The sequence below is a fragment of the Pedobacter rhodius genome, from assembly GCF_027213645.1.
Taxonomy (GTDB): Bacteria; Bacteroidota; Bacteroidia; order Sphingobacteriales; family Sphingobacteriaceae; genus Pedobacter; species Pedobacter rhodius.
On the sequence record NZ_JAPWGL010000007.1, the window covers coordinates 97,640 to 118,188 of the forward strand.

The 20,549-nt window shown below is 37.3% G+C and carries 21 protein-coding genes; 13 read left to right on the forward strand and 8 right to left on the reverse strand.

Going from position 1 to position 20,549, the window contains the following annotated elements; all coding sequences use genetic code 11:
• Window positions 1-46: 46 nt before the first annotated feature.
• A complete protein-coding gene (locus tag O0931_RS19865; RefSeq protein WP_269417218.1) occupies window positions 47-721 on the forward strand; it encodes a fatty acid desaturase in 675 nt (224 codons plus the stop codon).
• A gap of 186 nt (window positions 722-907) precedes the next feature.
• Window positions 908-1,918, forward strand: a complete 1,011-nt coding sequence (hemH, locus tag O0931_RS19870) for a ferrochelatase (RefSeq protein ID WP_269417219.1) — start codon at window positions 908-910, stop codon at window positions 1,916-1,918.
• A 2-nt stretch (window positions 1,919-1,920) separates the two neighbouring features.
• Here hemH and O0931_RS19875 read toward each other — a convergent pair whose 3' ends face one another.
• The gene (locus O0931_RS19875) at window positions 1,921-3,156 is read right to left on the reverse strand and encodes a 3-deoxy-D-manno-octulosonic acid transferase (RefSeq protein ID WP_269417220.1); all 1,236 of its coding nucleotides are present in this window, start codon (window positions 3,154-3,156) and stop codon (window positions 1,921-1,923) included.
• A 65-nt stretch (window positions 3,157-3,221) separates the two neighbouring features.
• Here O0931_RS19875 and O0931_RS19880 point away from each other — a divergent pair, with 65 nt between their 5' ends.
• From O0931_RS19880 to O0931_RS19900, 5 genes are all read left to right on the forward strand, one after another.
• On the forward strand, window positions 3,222-4,532 hold the full coding sequence (locus tag O0931_RS19880) for a UDP-glucose dehydrogenase family protein (protein ID WP_269417221.1): 1,311 nt from the start codon (window positions 3,222-3,224) through the stop codon (window positions 4,530-4,532).
• A gap of 1 nt (window position 4,533) precedes the next feature.
• Window positions 4,534-5,523 carry a UDP-glucuronic acid decarboxylase family protein gene (locus tag O0931_RS19885; RefSeq protein WP_269417222.1) on the forward strand — a complete coding sequence of 330 codons (990 nt, stop codon included), beginning with the start codon at window positions 4,534-4,536 and terminating at the stop codon, window positions 5,521-5,523.
• 3 nt (window positions 5,524-5,526) lie between these two features.
• Window positions 5,527-6,549: a UDP-glucose 4-epimerase GalE gene (gene galE / locus O0931_RS19890; protein WP_269417223.1), complete on the forward strand. Its 1,023-nt coding sequence runs from the start codon at window positions 5,527-5,529 to the stop codon at window positions 6,547-6,549.
• Window positions 6,550-7,104: a hypothetical protein gene (locus O0931_RS19895; protein WP_269417224.1), complete on the forward strand. Its 555-nt coding sequence runs from the start codon at window positions 6,550-6,552 to the stop codon at window positions 7,102-7,104. It begins immediately after the preceding gene.
• An 86-nt stretch (window positions 7,105-7,190) separates the two neighbouring features.
• Window positions 7,191-7,862, forward strand: coding sequence for a tyrosine-protein phosphatase (locus tag O0931_RS19900; protein WP_269417225.1), 672 nt, complete (start codon window positions 7,191-7,193; stop codon window positions 7,860-7,862).
• A 177-nt stretch (window positions 7,863-8,039) separates the two neighbouring features.
• On the opposite strand, the gene O0931_RS19905 is transcribed toward O0931_RS19900, so the two are convergent.
• Window positions 8,040-9,272, reverse strand: coding sequence for an ABC transporter permease (locus tag O0931_RS19905; protein ID WP_269417226.1), 1,233 nt, complete (start codon window positions 9,270-9,272; stop codon window positions 8,040-8,042).
• A gap of 152 nt (window positions 9,273-9,424) precedes the next feature.
• Window positions 9,425-9,778, reverse strand: coding sequence for a HesB/IscA family protein (locus tag O0931_RS19910; protein WP_269417227.1), 354 nt, complete (start codon window positions 9,776-9,778; stop codon window positions 9,425-9,427).
• 91 nt (window positions 9,779-9,869) lie between these two features.
• On the opposite strand from O0931_RS19910, the gene O0931_RS19915 reads away from it, so the two are divergent.
• From O0931_RS19915 to dnaA, 3 genes are all read left to right on the forward strand, one after another.
• On the forward strand, window positions 9,870-10,400 hold the full coding sequence (locus tag O0931_RS19915; RefSeq protein ID WP_269417228.1) for a DUF7935 family protein: 531 nt from the start codon (window positions 9,870-9,872) through the stop codon (window positions 10,398-10,400).
• A gap of 153 nt (window positions 10,401-10,553) precedes the next feature.
• Window positions 10,554-12,101, forward strand: a complete 1,548-nt coding sequence (locus O0931_RS19920) for an acyl-CoA mutase large subunit family protein (protein WP_269417229.1) — start codon at window positions 10,554-10,556, stop codon at window positions 12,099-12,101.
• A gap of 444 nt (window positions 12,102-12,545) precedes the next feature.
• On the forward strand, window positions 12,546-13,976 hold the full coding sequence (gene dnaA / locus O0931_RS19925; RefSeq protein ID WP_056088409.1) for a chromosomal replication initiator protein DnaA: 1,431 nt from the start codon (window positions 12,546-12,548) through the stop codon (window positions 13,974-13,976).
• Window positions 13,977-14,098: 122 nt separating this feature from the next.
• Here dnaA and O0931_RS19930 read toward each other — a convergent pair whose 3' ends face one another.
• From O0931_RS19930 to O0931_RS19950, 5 genes are all read right to left on the reverse strand, one after another.
• Window positions 14,099-14,644 carry an NUDIX hydrolase gene (locus O0931_RS19930; protein WP_269417230.1) on the reverse strand — a complete coding sequence of 182 codons (546 nt, stop codon included), beginning with the start codon at window positions 14,642-14,644 and terminating at the stop codon, window positions 14,099-14,101.
• 36 nt (window positions 14,645-14,680) lie between these two features.
• On the reverse strand, window positions 14,681-15,067 hold the full coding sequence (locus O0931_RS19935; protein WP_269417231.1) for a hypothetical protein: 387 nt from the start codon (window positions 15,065-15,067) through the stop codon (window positions 14,681-14,683).
• A 318-nt stretch (window positions 15,068-15,385) separates the two neighbouring features.
• The gene (locus O0931_RS19940) at window positions 15,386-16,165 is read right to left on the reverse strand and encodes a TPM domain-containing protein (protein WP_269417232.1); all 780 of its coding nucleotides are present in this window, start codon (window positions 16,163-16,165) and stop codon (window positions 15,386-15,388) included.
• Between the two features lie 4 nt (window positions 16,166-16,169).
• The gene (locus tag O0931_RS19945) at window positions 16,170-16,613 is read right to left on the reverse strand and encodes a TPM domain-containing protein (protein ID WP_269417233.1); all 444 of its coding nucleotides are present in this window, start codon (window positions 16,611-16,613) and stop codon (window positions 16,170-16,172) included.
• Window positions 16,614-16,695: 82 nt separating this feature from the next.
• A complete protein-coding gene (locus O0931_RS19950) occupies window positions 16,696-17,277 on the reverse strand; it encodes a LemA family protein (RefSeq protein WP_187072990.1) in 582 nt (193 codons plus the stop codon).
• Between the two features lie 106 nt (window positions 17,278-17,383).
• On the opposite strand from O0931_RS19950, the gene O0931_RS19955 reads away from it, so the two are divergent.
• The 3 genes from O0931_RS19955 to O0931_RS19965 are packed head-to-tail and all read left to right on the forward strand — an operon-like array spanning window position 17,384 to window position 19,789.
• Entirely contained in the window at window positions 17,384-18,925 is a 1,542-nt protein-coding gene (locus O0931_RS19955) for an NAD(P)/FAD-dependent oxidoreductase (RefSeq protein ID WP_269417234.1), read from the forward strand.
• A 33-nt stretch (window positions 18,926-18,958) separates the two neighbouring features.
• On the forward strand, window positions 18,959-19,426 hold the full coding sequence (locus tag O0931_RS19960) for a DinB family protein (RefSeq protein WP_269417235.1): 468 nt from the start codon (window positions 18,959-18,961) through the stop codon (window positions 19,424-19,426).
• Between the two features lie 3 nt (window positions 19,427-19,429).
• Window positions 19,430-19,789 (forward strand): CoA-binding protein, encoded by a 360-nt coding sequence (locus O0931_RS19965; protein ID WP_269417236.1) that lies wholly within the window; start codon window positions 19,430-19,432, stop codon window positions 19,787-19,789.
• Window positions 19,790-20,549 lie beyond the last annotated feature (760 nt).

A 20,549-nucleotide genomic window follows, 5' to 3' on the forward strand; every position in this document is an offset into this window, starting at 1 on the left:
TCGGCAAATCAATTTTCTGTTAAAACTGTTAATAAGAAAAAGCCAATTGAAAATCAACCAATCACATATTGGAGTACTTGTTGCCTCAACCGTAATTATCTGTTGGTTTACGTCTATCTTTTTCTTGCTCCGCTGGAATTTTGAATGGACAAATCCTTTTGTTTACCTGATGGTTTTTATCCAGATGCATTTGTATACCGGTTTATTTATAACTGCTCACGATGCTATGCATGGAACGATTTCATCTGATAAAAAATTGAATGATTTTTTCGGATACCTGTCTGTGTTTTTGTACGCGGGCTTTTTCTATAATAAACTTTACAATAAACATCACAAACATCACAATCATGTGCATACGGAAGAAGACCCTGATTTTGCACCACACGGCTTCTGGAAATGGTATTTTAGTTTTATGATGAATTATGTAACGTTTATTCAGCTGATAATTATGGCCCTTGCCTTTAACATTTTGAAAATCTGGATTGACGAAAAAAACTTATTAATATTTTGGGTTTTACCATCATTGCTTAGCACGTTTCAACTGTTTTATTTTGGCACTTACCAGCCTCATAAAGGTGAACATGATAACGAATATCATGCGTCTACTTTACGAAAAAATCATTTCTTCGCTTTTATTACCTGCTATTTTTTTGGTTATCATTTAGAGCATCATCAAAAACCGGGCATGCCCTGGTGGCAATTGTATAAAATAAAAGAATAGCTGCATGATTTTAGCCACAGATTAACAGATTGGTTTTAGTAACGGATACTTAAAAAATACGATCGATTTTTTACGTGTAACTATTCCTTAAAAAAGACGTACTTTTTACCAAATCTTGATACTCGATATTAGCTACTTAATACTAAAAAAGCGATATTTGCGACACAAGACATATTCTTTATTTAAATGAGCAAAAAGGGAATTTTACTGGTTAATTTGGGAACACCTGACAGTCCTGCCGTATCTGATGTTAAGAAATATTTAGATCAGTTTTTAATGGATGAGCGGGTAATTGATATTCCTGCTTTTAACAGAACTTTACTGGTTAAAGGTATTATCGTACCATTCAGAAGCCCTAAAACAGCGAAATTATATAAAGAAATATGGGGTGAAAATGGTTCACCACTCTTATATTACAGTAAATTACAGGCGGGAATGCTTCAGGAAAGGTTGGGGGATGATTACCATGTCGAACTGGCAATGCGTTATCAAAGTCCGTCTATTGCATCTGCTTTGGCTAACCTAAAGGCAGGTTTGGTAGAAAGTATCCAGGTGATGCCTATGTTTCCGCAATATGCATCGGCGAGTACAGGTTCCGTTATGCAATTGGTTATGGAATTGGTGAGTAAATGGCCAACTGTTCCACCAATTTCATTTGTAAACTCTTTTCATGATAACGAATTAATGATAAAGGTTTTTGCCGAAAATGCAAGAAAGCATAATCCGGAAACTTATGATCATATTTTATTCAGTTTTCATGGTTTACCGGAACGACAACTTTTAAAATGCGACCATACGGGAAGCTATTGTTTAAAAAGTTCTGATTGCTGCCAAACGCTGAATGATACCAACAAATTCTGCTATTCTGCACAAGGGCATGATACGGCAAGATTAATTGCCAAAGAGCTGAATATTTCTAAAGAAAATTATACCGTTTGTTTTCAATCCCGCCTCGGGAAAGAACCTTGGGTTCAGCCCTACACGACTGATATTTTGAAGAAGCTAGCTGCCGAAGGTAAAAAAAGACTATTGGTTTTTAGTCCGGCTTTTGTTGCCGATTGTCTCGAAACTCTTTATGAGATTACCGTAGAATATCATGAAGAATTCAGAGCTTTAGGAGGCGAACATGTTCAATTGGTAGAAAGTTTAAATGATAGCCCCGTATTTATTGAGGCTTTGGCGGGGATGATTGAGTAGATTTATTTTATATCTTTCAAAATCACATCCGTCGCACCTTTTTTATCTTCTACGTATTTTTTTGCAGCAGCTGACGATTGCTCATTGTCTTTGAAATATTCAAAAGCATTGATTAATTCAGTGGCATTTGATATGCTTTTAGCCGCTCCAATCTCAATCAAATCTTTTGCTTCCTGGAATTTGTTAAACTTCGGACCGAAAATTACCGCTAACCCAAATGCTGCTGCTTCCAGCGTATTATGAATTCCGGCACCAAAGCCCCCACCGATGTAGGCTATTTTTCCATATTGATATAATGAAGAAAGCATACCGATGTTGTCAATAATTAAGATTTTAGATTTTAGATTCAATATTTCAGAACCGCTGGCTTTTAATTGAGTACTCCAAATTGAAAACCGTAAACTATTAACTGAAAACCGGTTCTCAATGCTTTGTATATGACTTTCATGAACTTCATGGGGTGCAATAATAAATTTCCAGTCTGGATATTTAACCGGCAATTCAGCGAGTAATTTCTCATCATCTGGCCAGGTACTGCCGCAGATTAAAATTGGTGAATCACCACAAAAAAGTTCTATTTCTGGTAATCGTTTGGGGCTTTCAGCATTTTCGAAAACCCTGTCGAATCTGGTATCGCCACTAATAGTTACATTATTTAAGCCAATAGATTGAAGTAACGATCTGCTTTCCGGATTTTGAACAAAAAAATGTGTAACACATTTTAAAATATTCCGGTAAAAACCGCCATAGCTTTTAAAGAAGACCTGTTCTTTCCTGAAAATTCCTGAAATCACAAATAATGGAATTTTATTTCTGTCGAGTTCCTTAAAATAATAATACCAAAATTCGTATTTCGTAAAAATTGTCAGCTCAGGTTTCACAATTTCAATAAATCGTTTTGCATTTTTCCTGCTATCGATCGGCAAATAAAAAACGCCGTCAGCTAAAGCGTAATTTTTCCTTATTTCATATCCCGAAGGAGAGAAAAATGTTATAATAATTTTTTTTTTGGGACGTAATTCCTTTAATTTTTCGATAACCGGTCTGCCTTGTTCAAATTCACCTAATGAGGCGAAATGAAACCATATATTTTCGTTATTTGGATTAACTTTTTCCGCTATCTGTTTGAAAATCTGTTTCCTGCCAGAAATAAACAGTGCGGCTTTTTGATTAAAAAAGGAGAAAATCCAAATAATTGAGCTATAAATTTTAATTCCTGTTGTATATAGTAAAAGCATTGACTGGATTTTATTATCTTCGTGGCAAGATAAAACGAAAATATTTAAAATCCCTTATTAAATATATGAAAATAGCCGTAGTTGGTACCGGATACGTAGGTTTAGTTACCGGAACGTGTTTAGCAGAGACCGGAAATAATGTAATCTGTGTAGACATTAATGAAGCCAAAGTTAAAAAAATGCAGGAAGGCCAGGTTCCTATTTATGAGCCAGGTTTAGATTTGCTTTTCCATAGAAACATTGAGCAGGGCAGGTTGCATTTTACGACTAATCTAGCAGAAGCAATTGAAGAGGCCCAGATCATCTTCATGGCATTACCAACGCCTCCGGGAGGAGATGGTGCGGCTGATCTTTCTTATATATTAGGGGCAGCAAAAGATATTTCTAAAATCATCAAAGAATATAAAATTATTGTTAACAAATCTACTGTTCCGGTTGGTACAGCTGATAAAGTTAGAGCAGTATTTACAGAAAATACAGCCATTGAGGTTGATGTGGTTTCTAACCCTGAATTTTTACGCGAAGGCGTTGCTGTAGAAGATTTCATGAAACCCGACCGTGTTGTATTAGGTACAAAAAGCGAGCGGGCTAAAAAATTAATGACCGAGCTTTATGGTCCTTATGTTCGCCAGGGAAACCCGATTTTGTTTATGGATGAACGTTCATCTGAATTAACAAAATACGCCGCCAATTCATTTTTAGCAACCAAAATTACCTTTATGAACGAAGTTGCGAATCTTTGCGAATTGGTAGGGGCTGACGTAGATGCAGTAAGAAGAGGAATTGGTTCAGATGACCGTATCGGCAAACGGTTCTTATTTCCCGGAATCGGTTATGGTGGTTCTTGTTTCCCTAAAGATGTTCAGGCTTTGGTTAAGGCGGCAGATGAAAATACCTATGATTTCCAAATCCTTAAATCGGTAATGGAAGTGAACGAACGCCAGAAAACCATTTTGGTTGATAAGGTTTTAAAATATTACAAAAACGATATCGCCGGTAAACATTTTGCGCTTTGGGGATTGGCTTTTAAACCGGAAACAGATGATATTCGTGAGGCACCTGCATTATACATTATCGATGCTTTGGTTAAGGCCGGTGCAACGGTAACTGTTTTCGATCCGGAAGGAATGCCAAATGTAAAAGGTGTAATCGGTGATAAGGTTAAGTACGCTGAAAACCAATACGATGCTTTAGAAAATGCAGACGCCTTATTAATTGCAACAGAATGGTCGGTATTTAGAAATCCTGATTTCGATAAGATAGAATCAACCCTTAAAAACAAAGTTATTTTTGACGGTAGAAACTTATACGACCTTGATAAAATGATTGATTTAGGGTATTATTATAACAGTATTGGCCGTAAACTGGTAGATTAACATGAGCAGTAAGAGAATTTTAATAACCGGGGCAGCCGGCTTTTTAGGCTCGCACCTATGCGATCGTTTCATAAAGGAAGGTTACCATGTAATTGGTATGGATAACCTGATAACAGGCGATTTAACCAACATTGAACACTTGTTTCATTTAGAGAACTTCGAATTTTATAACCATGATGTTTCTAAATTTGTTCATATTCCCGGGCAACTTGATTATATTCTGCACTTTGCATCACCTGCGAGTCCGATAGATTATTTAAAAATTCCTATCCAGACTTTAAAGGTTGGTTCATTAGGTACACATAATTTGTTAGGATTAGCAAGGGCAAAAGGCGCAAGGATGTTAATCGCATCTACTTCCGAAGTTTATGGCGACCCAAGTGTAAATCCTCAACCTGAAGAATATTGGGGTAATGTAAACCCGGTTGGACCTAGAGGCGTTTATGACGAAGCAAAACGTTTTCAGGAAGCCATAACCATGGCTTACCATACTTTTCATGGTGTAGAAACCAGAATTGTACGTATTTTCAATACTTACGGACCAAGAATGCGACTGAACGACGGACGCGTTTTGCCAGCATTCATCGGTCAGGCATTACGTGGTGAAGACTTAACTGTTTTTGGTGATGGTAGTCAAACCCGCTCGTTTTGTTATGTTGACGATTTAATCGAAGGTATTTATCGTTTACTGATGAGCGATTATGCTCAACCTGTAAACATTGGTAATCCTGATGAAATCACCATTAAACAATTCTGCGAGGAGATTATTAAGCTAACCGGAACATCACAAAAGATAGTTTACAAAGAACTTCCGCAGGATGACCCGAAACAGCGCAGGCCGGATATTACCAAAGCGAAAGCTTTGTTACAATGGGAGCCAAAAGTTGGTCGTGCTGAAGGTTTAAAAATTACGTACGATTACTTTAAATCGCTGCCTGAAGAAGCCCTGGCAAAAATAGAACACAAAGATTTCCATAAATACAATCGTTAAAAAATGTCTAAAATTTTAGTAACCGGAGGAACCGGATACATTGGTTCTCATACTGTTGTTGAACTACACAATGCAGGTTATGAAGTTGTAATTGTTGATGATTTATCCAACTCAAGTATTAAAATTTTAGATCAGATTGAAGCCATCATCGGCATCAAGCCCGAATTTCATCAGTTCGATTTATGCGATACCGGAAAGGTTAATGAATTTGCTGCAAAATACAATGATATCACTGGTATCATTCATTTTGCAGCTTTTAAAGCTGTTGGCGAATCTGTTCAGAAGCCTCTGAAATATTATAAGAATAATTTCTTTAGCTTAATTAATCTTTTAACTGCCTTTAACAGGAAAATCAATTTTGTGTTCTCTTCTTCTTGTACGGTTTACGGTCAGCCAGATAATTTACCGGTAACCGAATCTGAAAAAGTTAAGCAGGCAGAATCTCCTTATGGAAATACAAAGCAAATTGCTGAAGAAATTTTAGTAGAAACAGCTGCAGTCACGCCTGATTTAAACGTTATCGCCTTGCGTTATTTCAATCCGGTTGGCGCACATAAAACGGCATTAATCGGTGAATTGCCTAATGGTGTCCCGGCTAATTTAGTCCCTTTTATTACGCAATCGGCAATTGGTAAACGGGGCCCGATTACCGTTTATGGCGATAATTACGATACACCCGACGGCAGTGCAATCCGCGATTATATTCATGTCGTAGATTTGGCTAAAGCACACGTTGCTGCTGTTAAAAGAATGGAAGGTGCTAAAGCTGAAACAAACTACGAAGTTTTTAATATCGGAACGGGAAAAGGCTCTTCAGTTTTAGAAATCATCAAAGCTTTTGAAAGTTCTACCGGTGAAAAATTAAATTACCAGATTGGCCCGAGAAGAGAAGGCGATATTGAGAAAATTTATGGTGACGTAACCAAATCTAAAGCATTGCTTGGTTGGCAAACCGAACTTGATGTTAATGAAATGATGCGTTCGGCCTGGGAATGGGAGAAATACATCAAAGCTAATCCGTTTTAAATGAAGCTTGCGGAGCATAAAGACTTAAAAAACGCCATTACAGATTTACCTGTTAAAGAAAAAGATAAGTTATTGCTTCGCTTAATTGCTAAGGATAAAGTTTTAACAGAACATCTTCATTATAAGCTGTTAGAAGATGAAAGTGATTTGGAATCCCGGAAAGAAAAAATAAAATCTGATATTGAAGCGCAGATTCCCGAGCTAAAAAAACTCAGCGTTAAGGAAGCACTTGCCAAAGTTCGGAAAATGATTTCAGGTGTAAACCATTTTTATAAAGTAACTAAAGATGCATTTGGAGAGATAGAGCTAAAGATTTTCATTTTAAGTTCCATTCCGCTAGATTATAAAAGATCCCTTTTTGGATATAAAGATTTTGGTTTTTTATTTGCAACTTTTTACATCAAGACCGTCCAGGTAACACTTAATAAGTTGGCTAAGTTGCACGAAGATTTACAGTTCGACTTGTCAGATGCTACAAATCAATTGCTTTCTAAAATATATTCTTCTAAATTAGCTAATGTAGCTGAGTCGTCAGATTTGCCTAAAGAAATCTAACCTATTCAGGGCTGTTTTATATGTTCGGATTTTTTAAAAAGAAAAAAATAAAGCCAGAATTTAATTTTTCAAACGTCGGGACAGATATGCATTCACATATTATTCCGGGAATTGACGATGGTGCGCAAACGCTTGATGATTCCTTGCTCCTTGCCAAAAAATTTAAAGCATTAGGTTTTAAAAAATTGATTGCAACGCCCCACATCATGGCCGATTATTTCCAGAATACACCCGATACAATTAATCGCGGGCTTGATGTTTTAAGAAAAGGCCTACAGGAAAATCAATTGGATTTAACGGTGGAGGCAGCAGCAGAATATTATCTGGATGAAACATTGGAACGAAAAATCAGGCAAAAGGAAGTTTTAACTTTTGGTCATAATTACCTGTTATTTGAACTTTCTTATATAAATGCACCTCAAAACCTGACCGATTTTATTAAACTGATTCAGGATGCCGGTTATAAACCTGTTTTGGCACACCCTGAAAGATATCCTTATTATTATGGTTCGATAGAAAACTACCATCAAATAAGGGAAACAGGTTGTTTGCTTCAACTTAATTCCATTGCACTAACAGGTTACTACGGCAAAGGTGCCGGCAAAATTGCTGAAGAAATGGTCGAAAATCATTTGATTGATTTTATTGGCAGTGATATGCATCATTTAAAACATGCAGCAGCCCTGGAAGAAAGTTTGAACACGACCGCTATGCAAACACTTTTAAGCATGCATCAGTTAAACAATGCTTTGCTATAAACTCATGATCCTTAAAAGAAAATTGACAATACGCCTGGGTTTTGATGACCCAACAGCCTGACCAAACAATATACTGATGATTTTCTGAAATTTGAGATTGGCGGGGCGCTAACCGCGGAGCAGCAGTTAACCAGTTTAAACAATTGAGCAATTAAACAACAATTGAGCAATTAAACATTATTCGTACCTCAATGCCTCAACAGGATCTAATTTAGATGCCTTTTTAGCAGGGTAGTAGCCTGATAAAATCCCGACACCTACGCATATTACAAAGCCTCCAAATATAAATAGCCATGGAATGATAAATGAACCGCCCATAGCGAGCGATATTAAATTGCCAATAACAATTCCAAGAAATATACCTAAGCTGCCACCCATTAAACAAATTACCACGGCCTCGATTAAAAACTGACGGCGGATAACTTTCGGATTTGCACCGATTGCCTTTCTGATTCCGATTTCTCTGGTTCTTTCCGTAACAGATACCAGCATGATATTCATAAGGCCTATAGAGGCACCAATCAATGTAATAATGCCGATTGCAACACCACCAATGGCAACAAAAGCTAAATTTTCGAAAAGCGTTTGCGCTACGGCGTCACTTTTTGTAATCTCAAAGTTATTCGGTTCACTAATTTTAACTTTTCTTATGTTTCTGAATAAAGCTGTCGATTCGCCGATAACATTTTCCTGCATGTCATTTGTCGGAACCATTACGGTTATTGTATAAGATGGATTTGCATTGGCATTGATTTGTTTCGCTTTTAATAAAGGAACATAAACCGCTCTGTCGCCACTAAATCCCATACTGGAACCTTTCGATACTAAAATACCGACAATTTTAAACCGGTTATTACCTACGTTGATAAGCTTATCAATCGGGTCTTCATTTTTAAAAAGTTTATCTACAACTTCACTCCCGACAATACAAACATTGCTGCCCATTTCTACCTCAGAAATACTGAAATTTCTGCCTTCAGATAAGCTTAAGCCTTGAGATGCAAGTCCGTTTTCATCGATTCCCTGAACGTTTATATTTGGATTAGTTTTTAAACTGCCATTTTTTATGGTAGAACCACCGCTGGCAAAAACACTGACGGCTACGGTTGCAGGTGTGTTTAAACTGTCTTTAAATCGAACCGCATCTTCATATCTGATGGCTTTAAAAGGTTTAGGCCTTTTTCCTTGTCCGCCAATTCTGATTCCGGTGCCGCGATTACGAATGGTAAATGAATTTGCACCCATGCTGCTAAATGCTTCGGTCATGCTTGTTTTTACCGCATCGAGTGTGGTTAAAATACCAACCAAAGCACTTAAGCCAATGGCGATAATTAATGCCGTTAACATGGTGCGCAAGCGATTGCTTTTAATAGATTGTAATGCCAGCCTGATATTTTCCCTGTAATTCATTTAGTATAGTATCGAGTATTAAGTATCTAGTATCAAGATTGGCATGAAAGCCTAAGCTATATACCTTTTGCCCCAAACCTTTAGGTGTAAAAATAAAAAAGTCCCGATGTTTAGACAAAGGGACTGTACAATATGTTACAATATTATTTTCTTTATGCCGAAAAACTTGTTCCGCAACCGCAGGTACTGGTTGCATTTGGATTAATAAAGGTGAAACCACGTGAATTTAGCCCATCCTGCCAATCTATCATCATACCCATTAAATACATTTGATGCGCTTTGTTCATGAAAACTTTAATTCCATCAATAAGGAATTCCTGGTCGCCCTCTTTTCTTTGATCGAAACCTAAAATATAATTCATACCGGCGCAACCACCACCTTCAACACCAACACGTAAGCCGTAATCATCGCCAATTTCCTGTTGATCTTTTAATTTATATAACTCTTTTGCTGCACCTTCAGAAAAAGTAACCGGTGCAAATGCTGTATCAACTGTTGTGCTCATGTTATTTAAATTTTATCTGTTACAAATATAAATAATAATGCACATTTTTGCTTTTATCAGGTTCTAATATTACCGTAGTTAAACAATATATATGAATGTACAACAAATAATTACTGATATAGTAATATTAAGCTCAGGTGTTTTTATCGCGTTAATTGCAATTTATTACGTTTTAAAGCATGATATTCAACGATTTTTTAATTTAAAAACCATCGAAATAAATAAAGAAACCAAAGCGCATATCTTACCATTAAGGTTACAGGCGCACGAACGGTTGATCATTTTTGTTGACAGAATTAATCCGGCAAACCTTTTGGTCCGTCTTCATCAGCAAGGAATAGGCATCGGGACATTACAGGCCGGCATTTTAAATGAAGTACGTTCAGAATATCAACATAACATTACACAGCAGCTTTATGTGGATAGCAGAACATGGAATGTTGTAAGAAAATTAAAAGATGATACCATTGCAATGATTAATAATGCGGTACAAGGCATACCCGCTGATGCAAATGGAATTGAATTAAGTAAGGCAATTTTGCAGCATATGGCAAGTATTGATGAAAATCCCTATGATTTAACGATAGAGTTGATTAAACAGGATATACAGCAGCTTTTTTGATTTAGGTTAATCAGTTAACTATTTGAATTGGTTGCTGGAAAGTTGAGGTGTGGTGCAGTTAATCAAATAACCAATTTCAACGGTTAATCAATAGAAAGCCAATGACTGGCGAACCAATAAACTATTGACTAATGAACCATTGAACTAACAATTATGAGCGAAAAAAAATATACCACCACATCGGGCATTGAGATAAAAGAAGTTTATACCGCTGCAAAGCCGATGGAAGAAAAGCCAGGGGAATTTCCATTTACCAGGGGGATTCAAAAAGATATGTATCGCGGTCGCCTGTGGACAATGAGGCAATATGCTGGTTTTTCGACCGCGGAAGAATCAAACAAGCGTTATCACTACTTATTAAGTCAGGGAACAACGGGTTTATCTGTTGCTTTTGATTTGCCTACACAAATTGGTTACGATTCAGACCATGAAATGGCAGATGGGGAAGTTGGAAAGGTTGGGGTTGCAATTGATTCCCTAAGGGATATTGAAATTCTTTTCGATGGAATTGAGTTGAAAAATATTACCACATCCATGACAATTAACGCGACTGCATCTATTTTATTGGCGATGTACATTGCATTAGCTAAAAAGCAGGGAGCTGATTTAAAGCAGATTTCAGGGACTATACAAAATGACATATTAAAAGAGTATGCTGCAAGGGGGACCTATATTTATCCACCAAAACAATCCATGCGGTTAATTACCGATATCTTCGAATTTTGCAGTAAAGAAGTGCCGAAGTGGAATACAATATCTATTTCAGGATATCACATTCGCGAAGCAGGTTCGACCGCTGTGCAGGAATTAGCCTTTACACTGGCTAATGGAAAAACGTATCTGAAAGCAGCGATAGATAAGGGTTTAGACATTAATATTTTCGCTAAACGATTATCCTTTTTTTTCAATTGCCATAATAATTTTTTCGAAGAGATTGCGAAGTTCAGGGCGGCGAGGAGAATGTGGGCAAAAATTACGAAGGAACTTGGCGCTACGGATGAAAAAGCCCAGATGCTCCGTTTCCATACCCAGACCGGTGGTTCGACATTAACTGCCCAGCAACCTTTAAACAATGTAATCAGGGTTACCAACCAGGCAATGGCTGCGGTTTTAGGTGGAACACAATCTTTACATACAAACGGTTATGATGAAGCACTTTCCCTGCCAACAGAAGCTGCGGCAAAAATCGCCTTACGTACCCAGCAGATTATTGGTTTTGAAAGTGGCGTTACGGATACCGTTGATCCTTTGGCTGGGTCTTTTTTTGTAGAAAACCTTACAGATGAAATAGAGCTTGCAGCCTGGGCTTATATTGATAAGATAGATGCAATGGGTGGTTCTGTTAATGCAATAGAAAGTGATTATATGCAGCAGGAAATCGCATCTTCGGCTTATCAATATCAAAATGAAATAGAAGATGGAAGCAGGATTTCAGTCGGGGTGAATAAATTTACGCAAACAGAAGAAGGTATAACTGAGGTTTTTAATATTGATGATTCAATAAGAAAGCTTCAAACAGAAAAGCTAACTAAATTAAAAGCAGAAAGAAATAATATTGCAGTAAAACAAGCTTTAGATGCTATTGCATCCGCTGCGAAAACGGATGCGAATTTAATGCCATTAATTATTAACGCGGTAGAAAAATATGCAACACTTGGTGAAATTGCAGATGAATTAAGGCATATTTTCGGTGAGTATTAGTCGTATTAAGTTTATAAATAATAAACCTTAAAAGTGTAAATATTCTAATGATTATTGTTCGTTAAATTAAAAATGAGGCAATGCTGCCTGCTTGTTTTTTCTAAAGGCTTTAACGTCAGGCGGTTCACCTGTAGGCGAATAAATTAGCGCAAATTACCTCATCAAAAAGAAGCCTGGTTTAAATTTTATTTTGCGTGTCAGATTTGAAATAGGGGGCTAAACAGGCCATAAATCAATATTGTTGTGAAAAACCAATGTTAATAAATAGTTATCCACATTAAAAATTCAGGTTAAATATGGTAGGGGTCTGCTTATGAATACGTTACAAAATAATTAAAATTTTTGTTTCAAATGTTGATAATTTTGTCAATATTCGTAGTCCCGAAACGAACCATCCTCTAAACTCGAATCGGCACTGTAAACCAATAAATTATAGAAATCGCAATGGAAAAAACTTGTACAGAAGTGTGGAAGAACTGTCTTCAAATTATTAAGGATAATATCCCGAATCAAAGTTTTAAAACTTGGTTCGAGCCAATAACAGCCCTTAAATTGGAAGGTAAGGTTTTAACCATACAGGTACCAAGTTTGTTCTTTTACGAATGGCTTGAAGAACACTATGTAGGCTTATTACGTAAAACGGTTAAAAAACAACTGGGAGAGGATGGCCGGTTGGAATACAACATCGTTGTGGATAAATCATCTAACAGCGGAAGTCCTTATACCACGAATATGCCTTCAAACGGAAATGGCGCTGAAGCTAAAGTTCAATCTATGCCAATTCCGGTTTCCATAAATAAGGATATTAAAAATCCATTCATTATCCCGGGACTAAAAAAATTAAACGTAGATCCGCAACTAAACTCTAATTATACTTTCGAAAATTATATTGAAGGAGATTGCAATCGTTTGGCCCGTTCTGCAGGTTATGCTGTGGCGGCAAAACCGGGCGGTACATCATTTAATCCATTGATGATTTACGGTGGCGTAGGTTTGGGTAAAACCCACCTTGCACAGGCAATTGGTAACGAGATTAAGCGTAGTATGCCTGATAAACTGGTTATCTATGTAAGTTGTGAAAAATTCTGTCAGCAATTTGTTGACTCATTAAAGAATAATACAATTAATGATTTTGTTAATTTTTATCAGGCAATGGATGTTATCATTATGGATGATGTGCACAACTTTGCCGGTAAAGAAAAAACGCAGGATATCTTCTTCCATATTTTTAACCACTTACATCAATCAGGCAAACAGGTTATTTTAACATCTGATAAAGCACCGAAAGATTTAGCAGGCTTGGAAGAACGTTTATTAAGCCGTTTTAAATGGGGCCTTTCTGCCGATTTGCAGATTCCTGATTTAGAAACACGTATTGCCATTTTAAGAAAGAAAATGTATGCCGATGGTATTGAATTACCAGGTGAAGTTGTAGAATACGTTGCGCATAATATCGATAATAATGTTCGTGAACTTGAAGGTGCAATGGTTTCTTTATTGGCTCAGGCTACATTGAACAAAAAGGAAATCGATTTAAATCTGGCTAAGCAAATGCTTAAAAATTTCATCAAAAATACTTCAAAGGAGATTTCGATGGAATACATTCAGAAATTGGTTTGCGAGTATTTCGAAGTCCCTGTTGATATGGTTAAATCACAAACGCGTAAACGTGAAATAGTACAAGCCCGTCAGATTTCGATGTACTTATCAAAAAGCCATACAAAATCATCTTTGAAAACAATTGGTGCTTTCTTTGGTGGCCGCGATCACAGTACAGTAATTTATGCTTGTCAAACGGTAGAAGATTTAATTGATACAGATAAGAAGTTTAAAGCCTACGTTCACGATATTCAGAAAAAATTAAAAATGAGTTAAGAGATTTTAGCAGAAATTTAATCCTTAGATCTCCCGCTTAGTTTATATATAAAGAGAAAGCCTCAGATAAAATATCTGAGGCTTTCTCTTTTGTTAATTATTACACCTGTTTCTGCGTCTTATTACTTTTCTAAATCTGCCAATCCATAATGCAAAGCCGCAACGTGTAAAGCCTGGGCTATTTTATTATCCTTTATAAATTGTTTCACTTCATCGATGGTATATTCTTCTACATTCAGAATTTCGTGATCATCTAAATGTTGTTCGTGAGTTTTTGTTCCCCCTGTTAATACATAAGTATATGTAACATTATTAGCTGTTGCCGGGTTAGGGTAAAGCTCCGCGACAAGTTTACAGGTCTTAAAACTGTAGCCGGTTTCCTCCAAGAGTTCGCGCTTAATCGCAAATTCAGGTTCTTCATAACCGTCGATTACACCACCGGGAACTTCTAAAGAAACGATATCTGCAGCATGCCGATACTGACGAACCATTATAATTTTGCCTTCTTCCGTTAAGGCAATCGCATTAACCCAGTTTGGATATTCTAAAACATAATAGTCATCTTTAATTATTCCGCCAGGTAATTCTACCTCATCTACACGTAAAGTTGCCCATTTCTCCCGCACCAGGTATTTAGAGGCGAGTCTTCGCCACTTTTCTATAATCATGCTAAATATTGTTAATTATGAACTGATAATTGAAAATTAGAGATATTGTTGTATTAATTTCTGGCGGTGCATATTAACCAGATGAACAATTTTATGTTTATCAGCAAGTGCATTATAAATCAGGTTAAGTTTGGGTGCAATTATTTTATTGCGTTCGGTGCTTACACCCAACTCATAATACAAAAACTCGCTGAGTGAATCCAGTTTTTCGGAAGGTAAATCATTTTCATTTAACCAGCACTCAAATGCATCGGCATCTTCGTTTTCCAGAATTTCTAAAGGAAGCGCAAAGCTTACCTCCATGGTTTCCTGGAAAAGCTGCTGTGCGTCTTTTAATTTACCTTCTAATTTTAAGCCCATTATTCTGGCTAAAACCTGCGCAAGTTTTTCTATTTCTGCAGTTATTAAATCTCTTCTGTACATTATGGTTTGTAATGTTTAAAAGTTGAAATGTTATAAAATTGAGGCATAATGAACAAGGGCAATATTAAAGAGTAAAGGGGGTAAGGTAAAGAGCAAAGACCCATTGGCCAACAAATTGGTAATCAATTAAAATAAGCTATTTTGGCAATTATAACTTAGCCAATTAACAATCAATTAAACAGTTAGCCATTTTAACAATGAAGCAATTAAACAATTGGTCATTGACAATTAACCACTTTAACAATTATCAATAAAACTATTTTAGCAACTATTATTAGCAACGAAAACCCTGCCTTATCCTAAAATCCTGGTCCTGGTTTACCAACTACCGCTCGAACCGCCGCCGCCAAAGCTTCCGCCTCCGAAACCACCAAATCCACCTCCGCCACCTGAAGAACCGCCGCCGCCCCAGCTACTGCCACCGCTTCCTCCGCGACCACTTCCGCCTAATAACATGGCCCAAAACAGTGCATTCGATGCACCACGACTTCCAATGATTTCGCCGTTACCACCGCCACCGCCTTTTCGCATAATTATGATAACTACGATGATGATTATAATAATTACCAGGACACTCACAGAACCACCTTTTTTTGCCGAAACACGAGGATTATCATTTTTATATTCGCCTTTAGTATATTTTATAATGGAAGTTGTGCCGGCATCTAAGCCTGCATAATAATCACCCGCTTTAAAATTAGGTTTGATATCATTATCGATAATTCGTTTTGCGTAAATATCTGGTAATGCCCCTTCAACACCATATCCGGTTTGAATGGAAATTTTTCTATCACCAACGGCTACCACAATCATTATCCCGTTGTTTTTTCCACTTTGGCCTACACCCCATTTTCTGCCCAGCTCAACTGCATATTCATTAACATCATAATCGCCTACAGATTTTACAATCGCAATTGCTATCTGTGTTGAAGAAGAGTCATCGAAAGCAACCAGTTTTTGCTCGAGAGCCGCTTTCTGGCTTGCCGATAAAACGTTCGCATAATCATTAACTATTGTTGTTGGCTTTGCCGGGAAATCCTGAGCAAATGCAAAAGCAAATATTAAGCTGAAAAACGATAAAAGAAATATTTTTTTCATCGTTTTATTTGTTTTCTTTATTATCCATATATATAATATCATTTGGCAATTCATTTATATCTCCGGTTTGATAAGGAAAATATAAAGCCAGCTTTTCACCTGCTAAAGCAACACCGGCTATAATACCGTCTGCTAAATTTCCTTTGGCAAAATGAGCGGTCATTGCAATTTTAGTGGTTTCCCAAAAGTTATCGGGTACAACTTTATTGATTCCTGAATCTCCGATAATTGCGAATTTATGATCGGCGTGCGCCAGGTAAATTAATACACCATTGCGCTGAACCGTTTTATCCATATCAAGCTTTGCAAAATATTCAGTAGCTTTTTCAAAAGCATCGCCTTCACAATGTTTATCTATTGCAATCCTGATTTCTCCTGAAGTTGCCTGTTCTGCATTGGCAATTGCCTGTGCTATTTTATCTTGTTCAATATCTGAAAATAACGACATGTCCTTATTTTAAATGAATTAAAAAGGGTAATAAATGTTCAATAAAATAAACACCCATTACCCTTAAATGTTATTACCAATATTAAAACTCTACTTTAGGTGCATCTTTGGCCGTTGCATCAGCTTCGAAATAGCCTTTAGCTTTAAAACCAAACATACCTGCAGTTAAGTTTGTAGGAAACGATCTGATTTTGCCATTGTATTCCTGTACCGCATCATTAAAATCTTTTCGGGCAACTGTAATCCTGTTTTCAGTGCTTTCTAACTGAGCAGATAAATCGCTGAATTGCTGCGTAGCCCTTAATTCAGGGTAGGCTTCTGTAATGGATAATAATTTACCCAAAGCCTGACTTAACTGACCTTGTGCCGCCTGGTATTTTTGAATATTTTCCGGTGTTAAATCATCAGCCTTAACCGTCATCTGAGTGGCTTTTGCACGGGCTTCAACAACAGCAGTTAGCGTTCCCTGCTCAAATTTAGCCGCACCTTTAACAGTGCTAACCAAATTCGGAATCAAATCTGCCCGTCTTTGATATTGGGTTTGAACAGTTCCCCATTTCGATTTTACATTTTCATCAAGCTTAACCATGCTATTGTATCCGCATGAACTTAAAGTGCTAACTGCAATTACAGCAGCTAAAATTCCAAATACTAATCTTTTCATTTTTATGGTTTTGTTTTTAAGTCAAATTGAATTATTGTCAATTTACTAATAAGATATCAAAATCTGTACCTTTGTTACAATTCAGGATAAAAACCTGACAAGTTGTATGCAAAAAGATATCGAAATCACATTGCTCCCGCATCAGGTTGAGCAGACCGAAGTTATCAATCAAAAATTAGCTGATGCGCTAAACATCCCTTTAAAGCAAATAACGGGCTATGAAATCTTAAAGCGTTCAATTGATGCCCGATCAAGAAAAGTTATTTTTAGGTTGCAGGTTAAAGTTTTTATCAATGAGGAACCAACACCGCAGGTATACGCAATAAACTATCAAAATGTCAGTGATGCGAAACCTGTACTAATTATTGGGGCAGGGCCAGCAGGCTTATTCGCCGCATTGCAATGTATTGAAAACGGTTTAAAGCCAATTATTATAGAGCGTGGTAAAGATGTGAAGCAACGACGCCGCGATTTAGCCGCTATCAATAAGCAAGGTGTTGTAAATACCGAATCCAATTACTGTTATGGCGAAGGTGGGGCAGGAACTTACTCTGATGGAAAATTATATACCCGGTCTAATAAACGTGGTGATATAAATAAGGTATTGCAGGTTTTCGTAAACCATGGTGCCGAACCGGATATTGCTGTCGATGCCCGCCCGCATATCGGCACAAATAAACTCCCGCACATTATCACGTCTATTAAAGATACGATATTAAATGCCGGAGGAGAAGTGATGTTCGATAGACAGATGACCGATATTTTAATTGAATTCGGCAAAATAAAAGGTATCGAAATTAATTTTGAAGATAAACTTTTTGCTGAAAACCTAATTCTTGCCACCGGTCATTCCGCGAGAGATGTATATGAATTGCTTCACCAAAAAAATATTTTAATAGAGGCAAAGCCTTTTGCTTTGGGTGTCCGTATCGAACATCCCCAGGAAATTATCGATTCAGCACAATACCACTGCGATATCCGGTCTGAATTTTTACCGCCGGCGTATTACAGTTTGGTAGAACAAGTTGGCAGTCGCGGTGTGTTTTCTTTTTGCATGTGTCCTGGCGGAATTATTGCACCATGCGCAACCGGCGAAAACGAAATTGTGGTAAATGGTTGGTCGCCATCCAAAAGGAATAATCCTTTCGCAAACTCGGGTACTGTTGTTCAGGTTACTTTAAATGATGTGCAGGGCTATGACCCTTTACGAATGCTGAATTTCCAGTCAGAAATCGAAAAGCTTGCCTTTGAAGCGGGTGGTGGAAATTTAGTAGCGCCTGCACAGCGGATGATGGATTTCGTAAATAATAAATTGTCTATCGATTTGCCGAAAAATTCATACCTGCCTGGAACAAAAAGTGTAATGCTTGATAATATTTTACCCAATTTTGTATCCGATAGTTTAAGAGCAGCCCTGCCTTTATTTGGAAAAAAGATAAGAGGCTACTATACAAATGAAGCCATTCTGGTTGGTGTAGAAAGCAGGACATCTTCTCCTGTTCGAATTCCAAGAGACAAAGAAACTTTTCAGCATCCTCAGGTTAAAGGTTTATACCCATGTGCTGAAGGTGCGGGGTATGCAGGTGGAATTGTTTCTGCAGCGATCGACGGAATCAATTGCGCCAATGCAATCCTTTCGGCAAAATAGCAAACATAATTTTAAAGCCATTGTTGTTTAAATATGTTTAATGTAGTTAACGAAATTAAGAAAGCTTTTAACGGAGATGCCTGGTATGGCAACCATGTTATGCAAACATTAAATAATGTAGCGCCCGAAAAAGCATTTCAACATTTTATTCCGGATGCCCATTCCATCGCCGAAATTGCTTTGCACTTAACAAGCTGGACAGAGGAAGTATCATCACGCTTAAGCGGCAATTTAGCAGCCGAACCGGCAATGGGCGATTGGCCGGCTGTTCAGGAAAAAAATCCACAGGCCTGGGAAAAAATTATCTTCAACTTTAAAATTGCAAACGAAGAATTGATACGTATTTGTGAAAACGTTAATGCGAATCAATGGCACGATGCAACTAATGATGAACGAAATCCCGCTTTAGGAACAGGCGTTACAAAGTCAGAATTGTTAAATGGTTTGGTTCAGCACCATTCTTACCATTCCGGACAAATCGCCATCCTCTCAAAATTTTAATTTATGAAAAAGACACTTATCATTGGGGCATCTCCCGATCCGTCACGATACGCATATAAAGCGGCACACATGTTAACACGCTTCAATCATGAAATTGTTAACGTTGGTATTAAGCGTGGTGAAGTTGCCGGCGTTGAAATCGAAAAACCAGCCGAAATTCATAACGATATCGATACCATTACTTTATATATAGGTCCGGATTTGCAGGCGAATTATCACGATTATATTTTAGATACCAAGCCAAAACGCGTTATTTTTAATCCGGGTACCGAAAATTACGAGTTGGAAAAACTACTGGATGCTCATGGCATCGAGCCCATAGAAGCCTGTACATTGGTTTTATTAAGTACTGGTCAGTATTAATTTTTTAGAAAAGCAGGGGCTTGTGCTGCTGTTATGGGTTAGTCCCGCCCTCCATTTCAAATCCTCGCCTCGTTCCTCGGCTTGCGGGTTTTCCATTAAGCTCGGGTTTACCTCACTTCTTTCCCTGCAAATATGAAGGTTCGGCTTTCCTGCTCAAACCTAAGAACTGCATCATTTCATTAACACCACAGCAATGAATAAGCTGATTTGCAATTTTTTCTTAGTGTAAATCATACACTTACGTTAATGTTGTTGTGAAATACGGCAGATTGTTTGGTATGGAATGGATTTTTTTCTACTTTTGCAACCCGCTTCGGAGGAAGGGAAAAGGTTGAAAAGTTGAGGAAAGGGTTTTAGAATTATTTTAAAATATTTCTTGTGTGGAAGGGGAAAAGATGTTACCTTTGCAACCCGGTTCGGAAGGAGCGGGAAAGAATTGAAAAGCGGGATTAGGGAGAAAAGAGAGGCTAAAAAATAAAAAATTATTTTATTTGGAAGTTTAGAAAAGATTCCTACCTTTGCACTCCCAAGCGAAAACGAAGGGGAAAGAAAATCGGAACGGCGGATGCCGGGAAGGGATAAAAAAGATTGAAATAAACGAACAACGAATGAGGAAAGACGATAAAGACTTTCGGAATTAGTTTTAAAGTTTAACGAAATAAAAAGGCCGCCGCGAGGTTTGTAGCCGAATAAGTTCTTAAAAGAGATGTCAATGTAGCGCAAGCGAGGTAATAAAGTACGGATTCAAGTACAGAATACC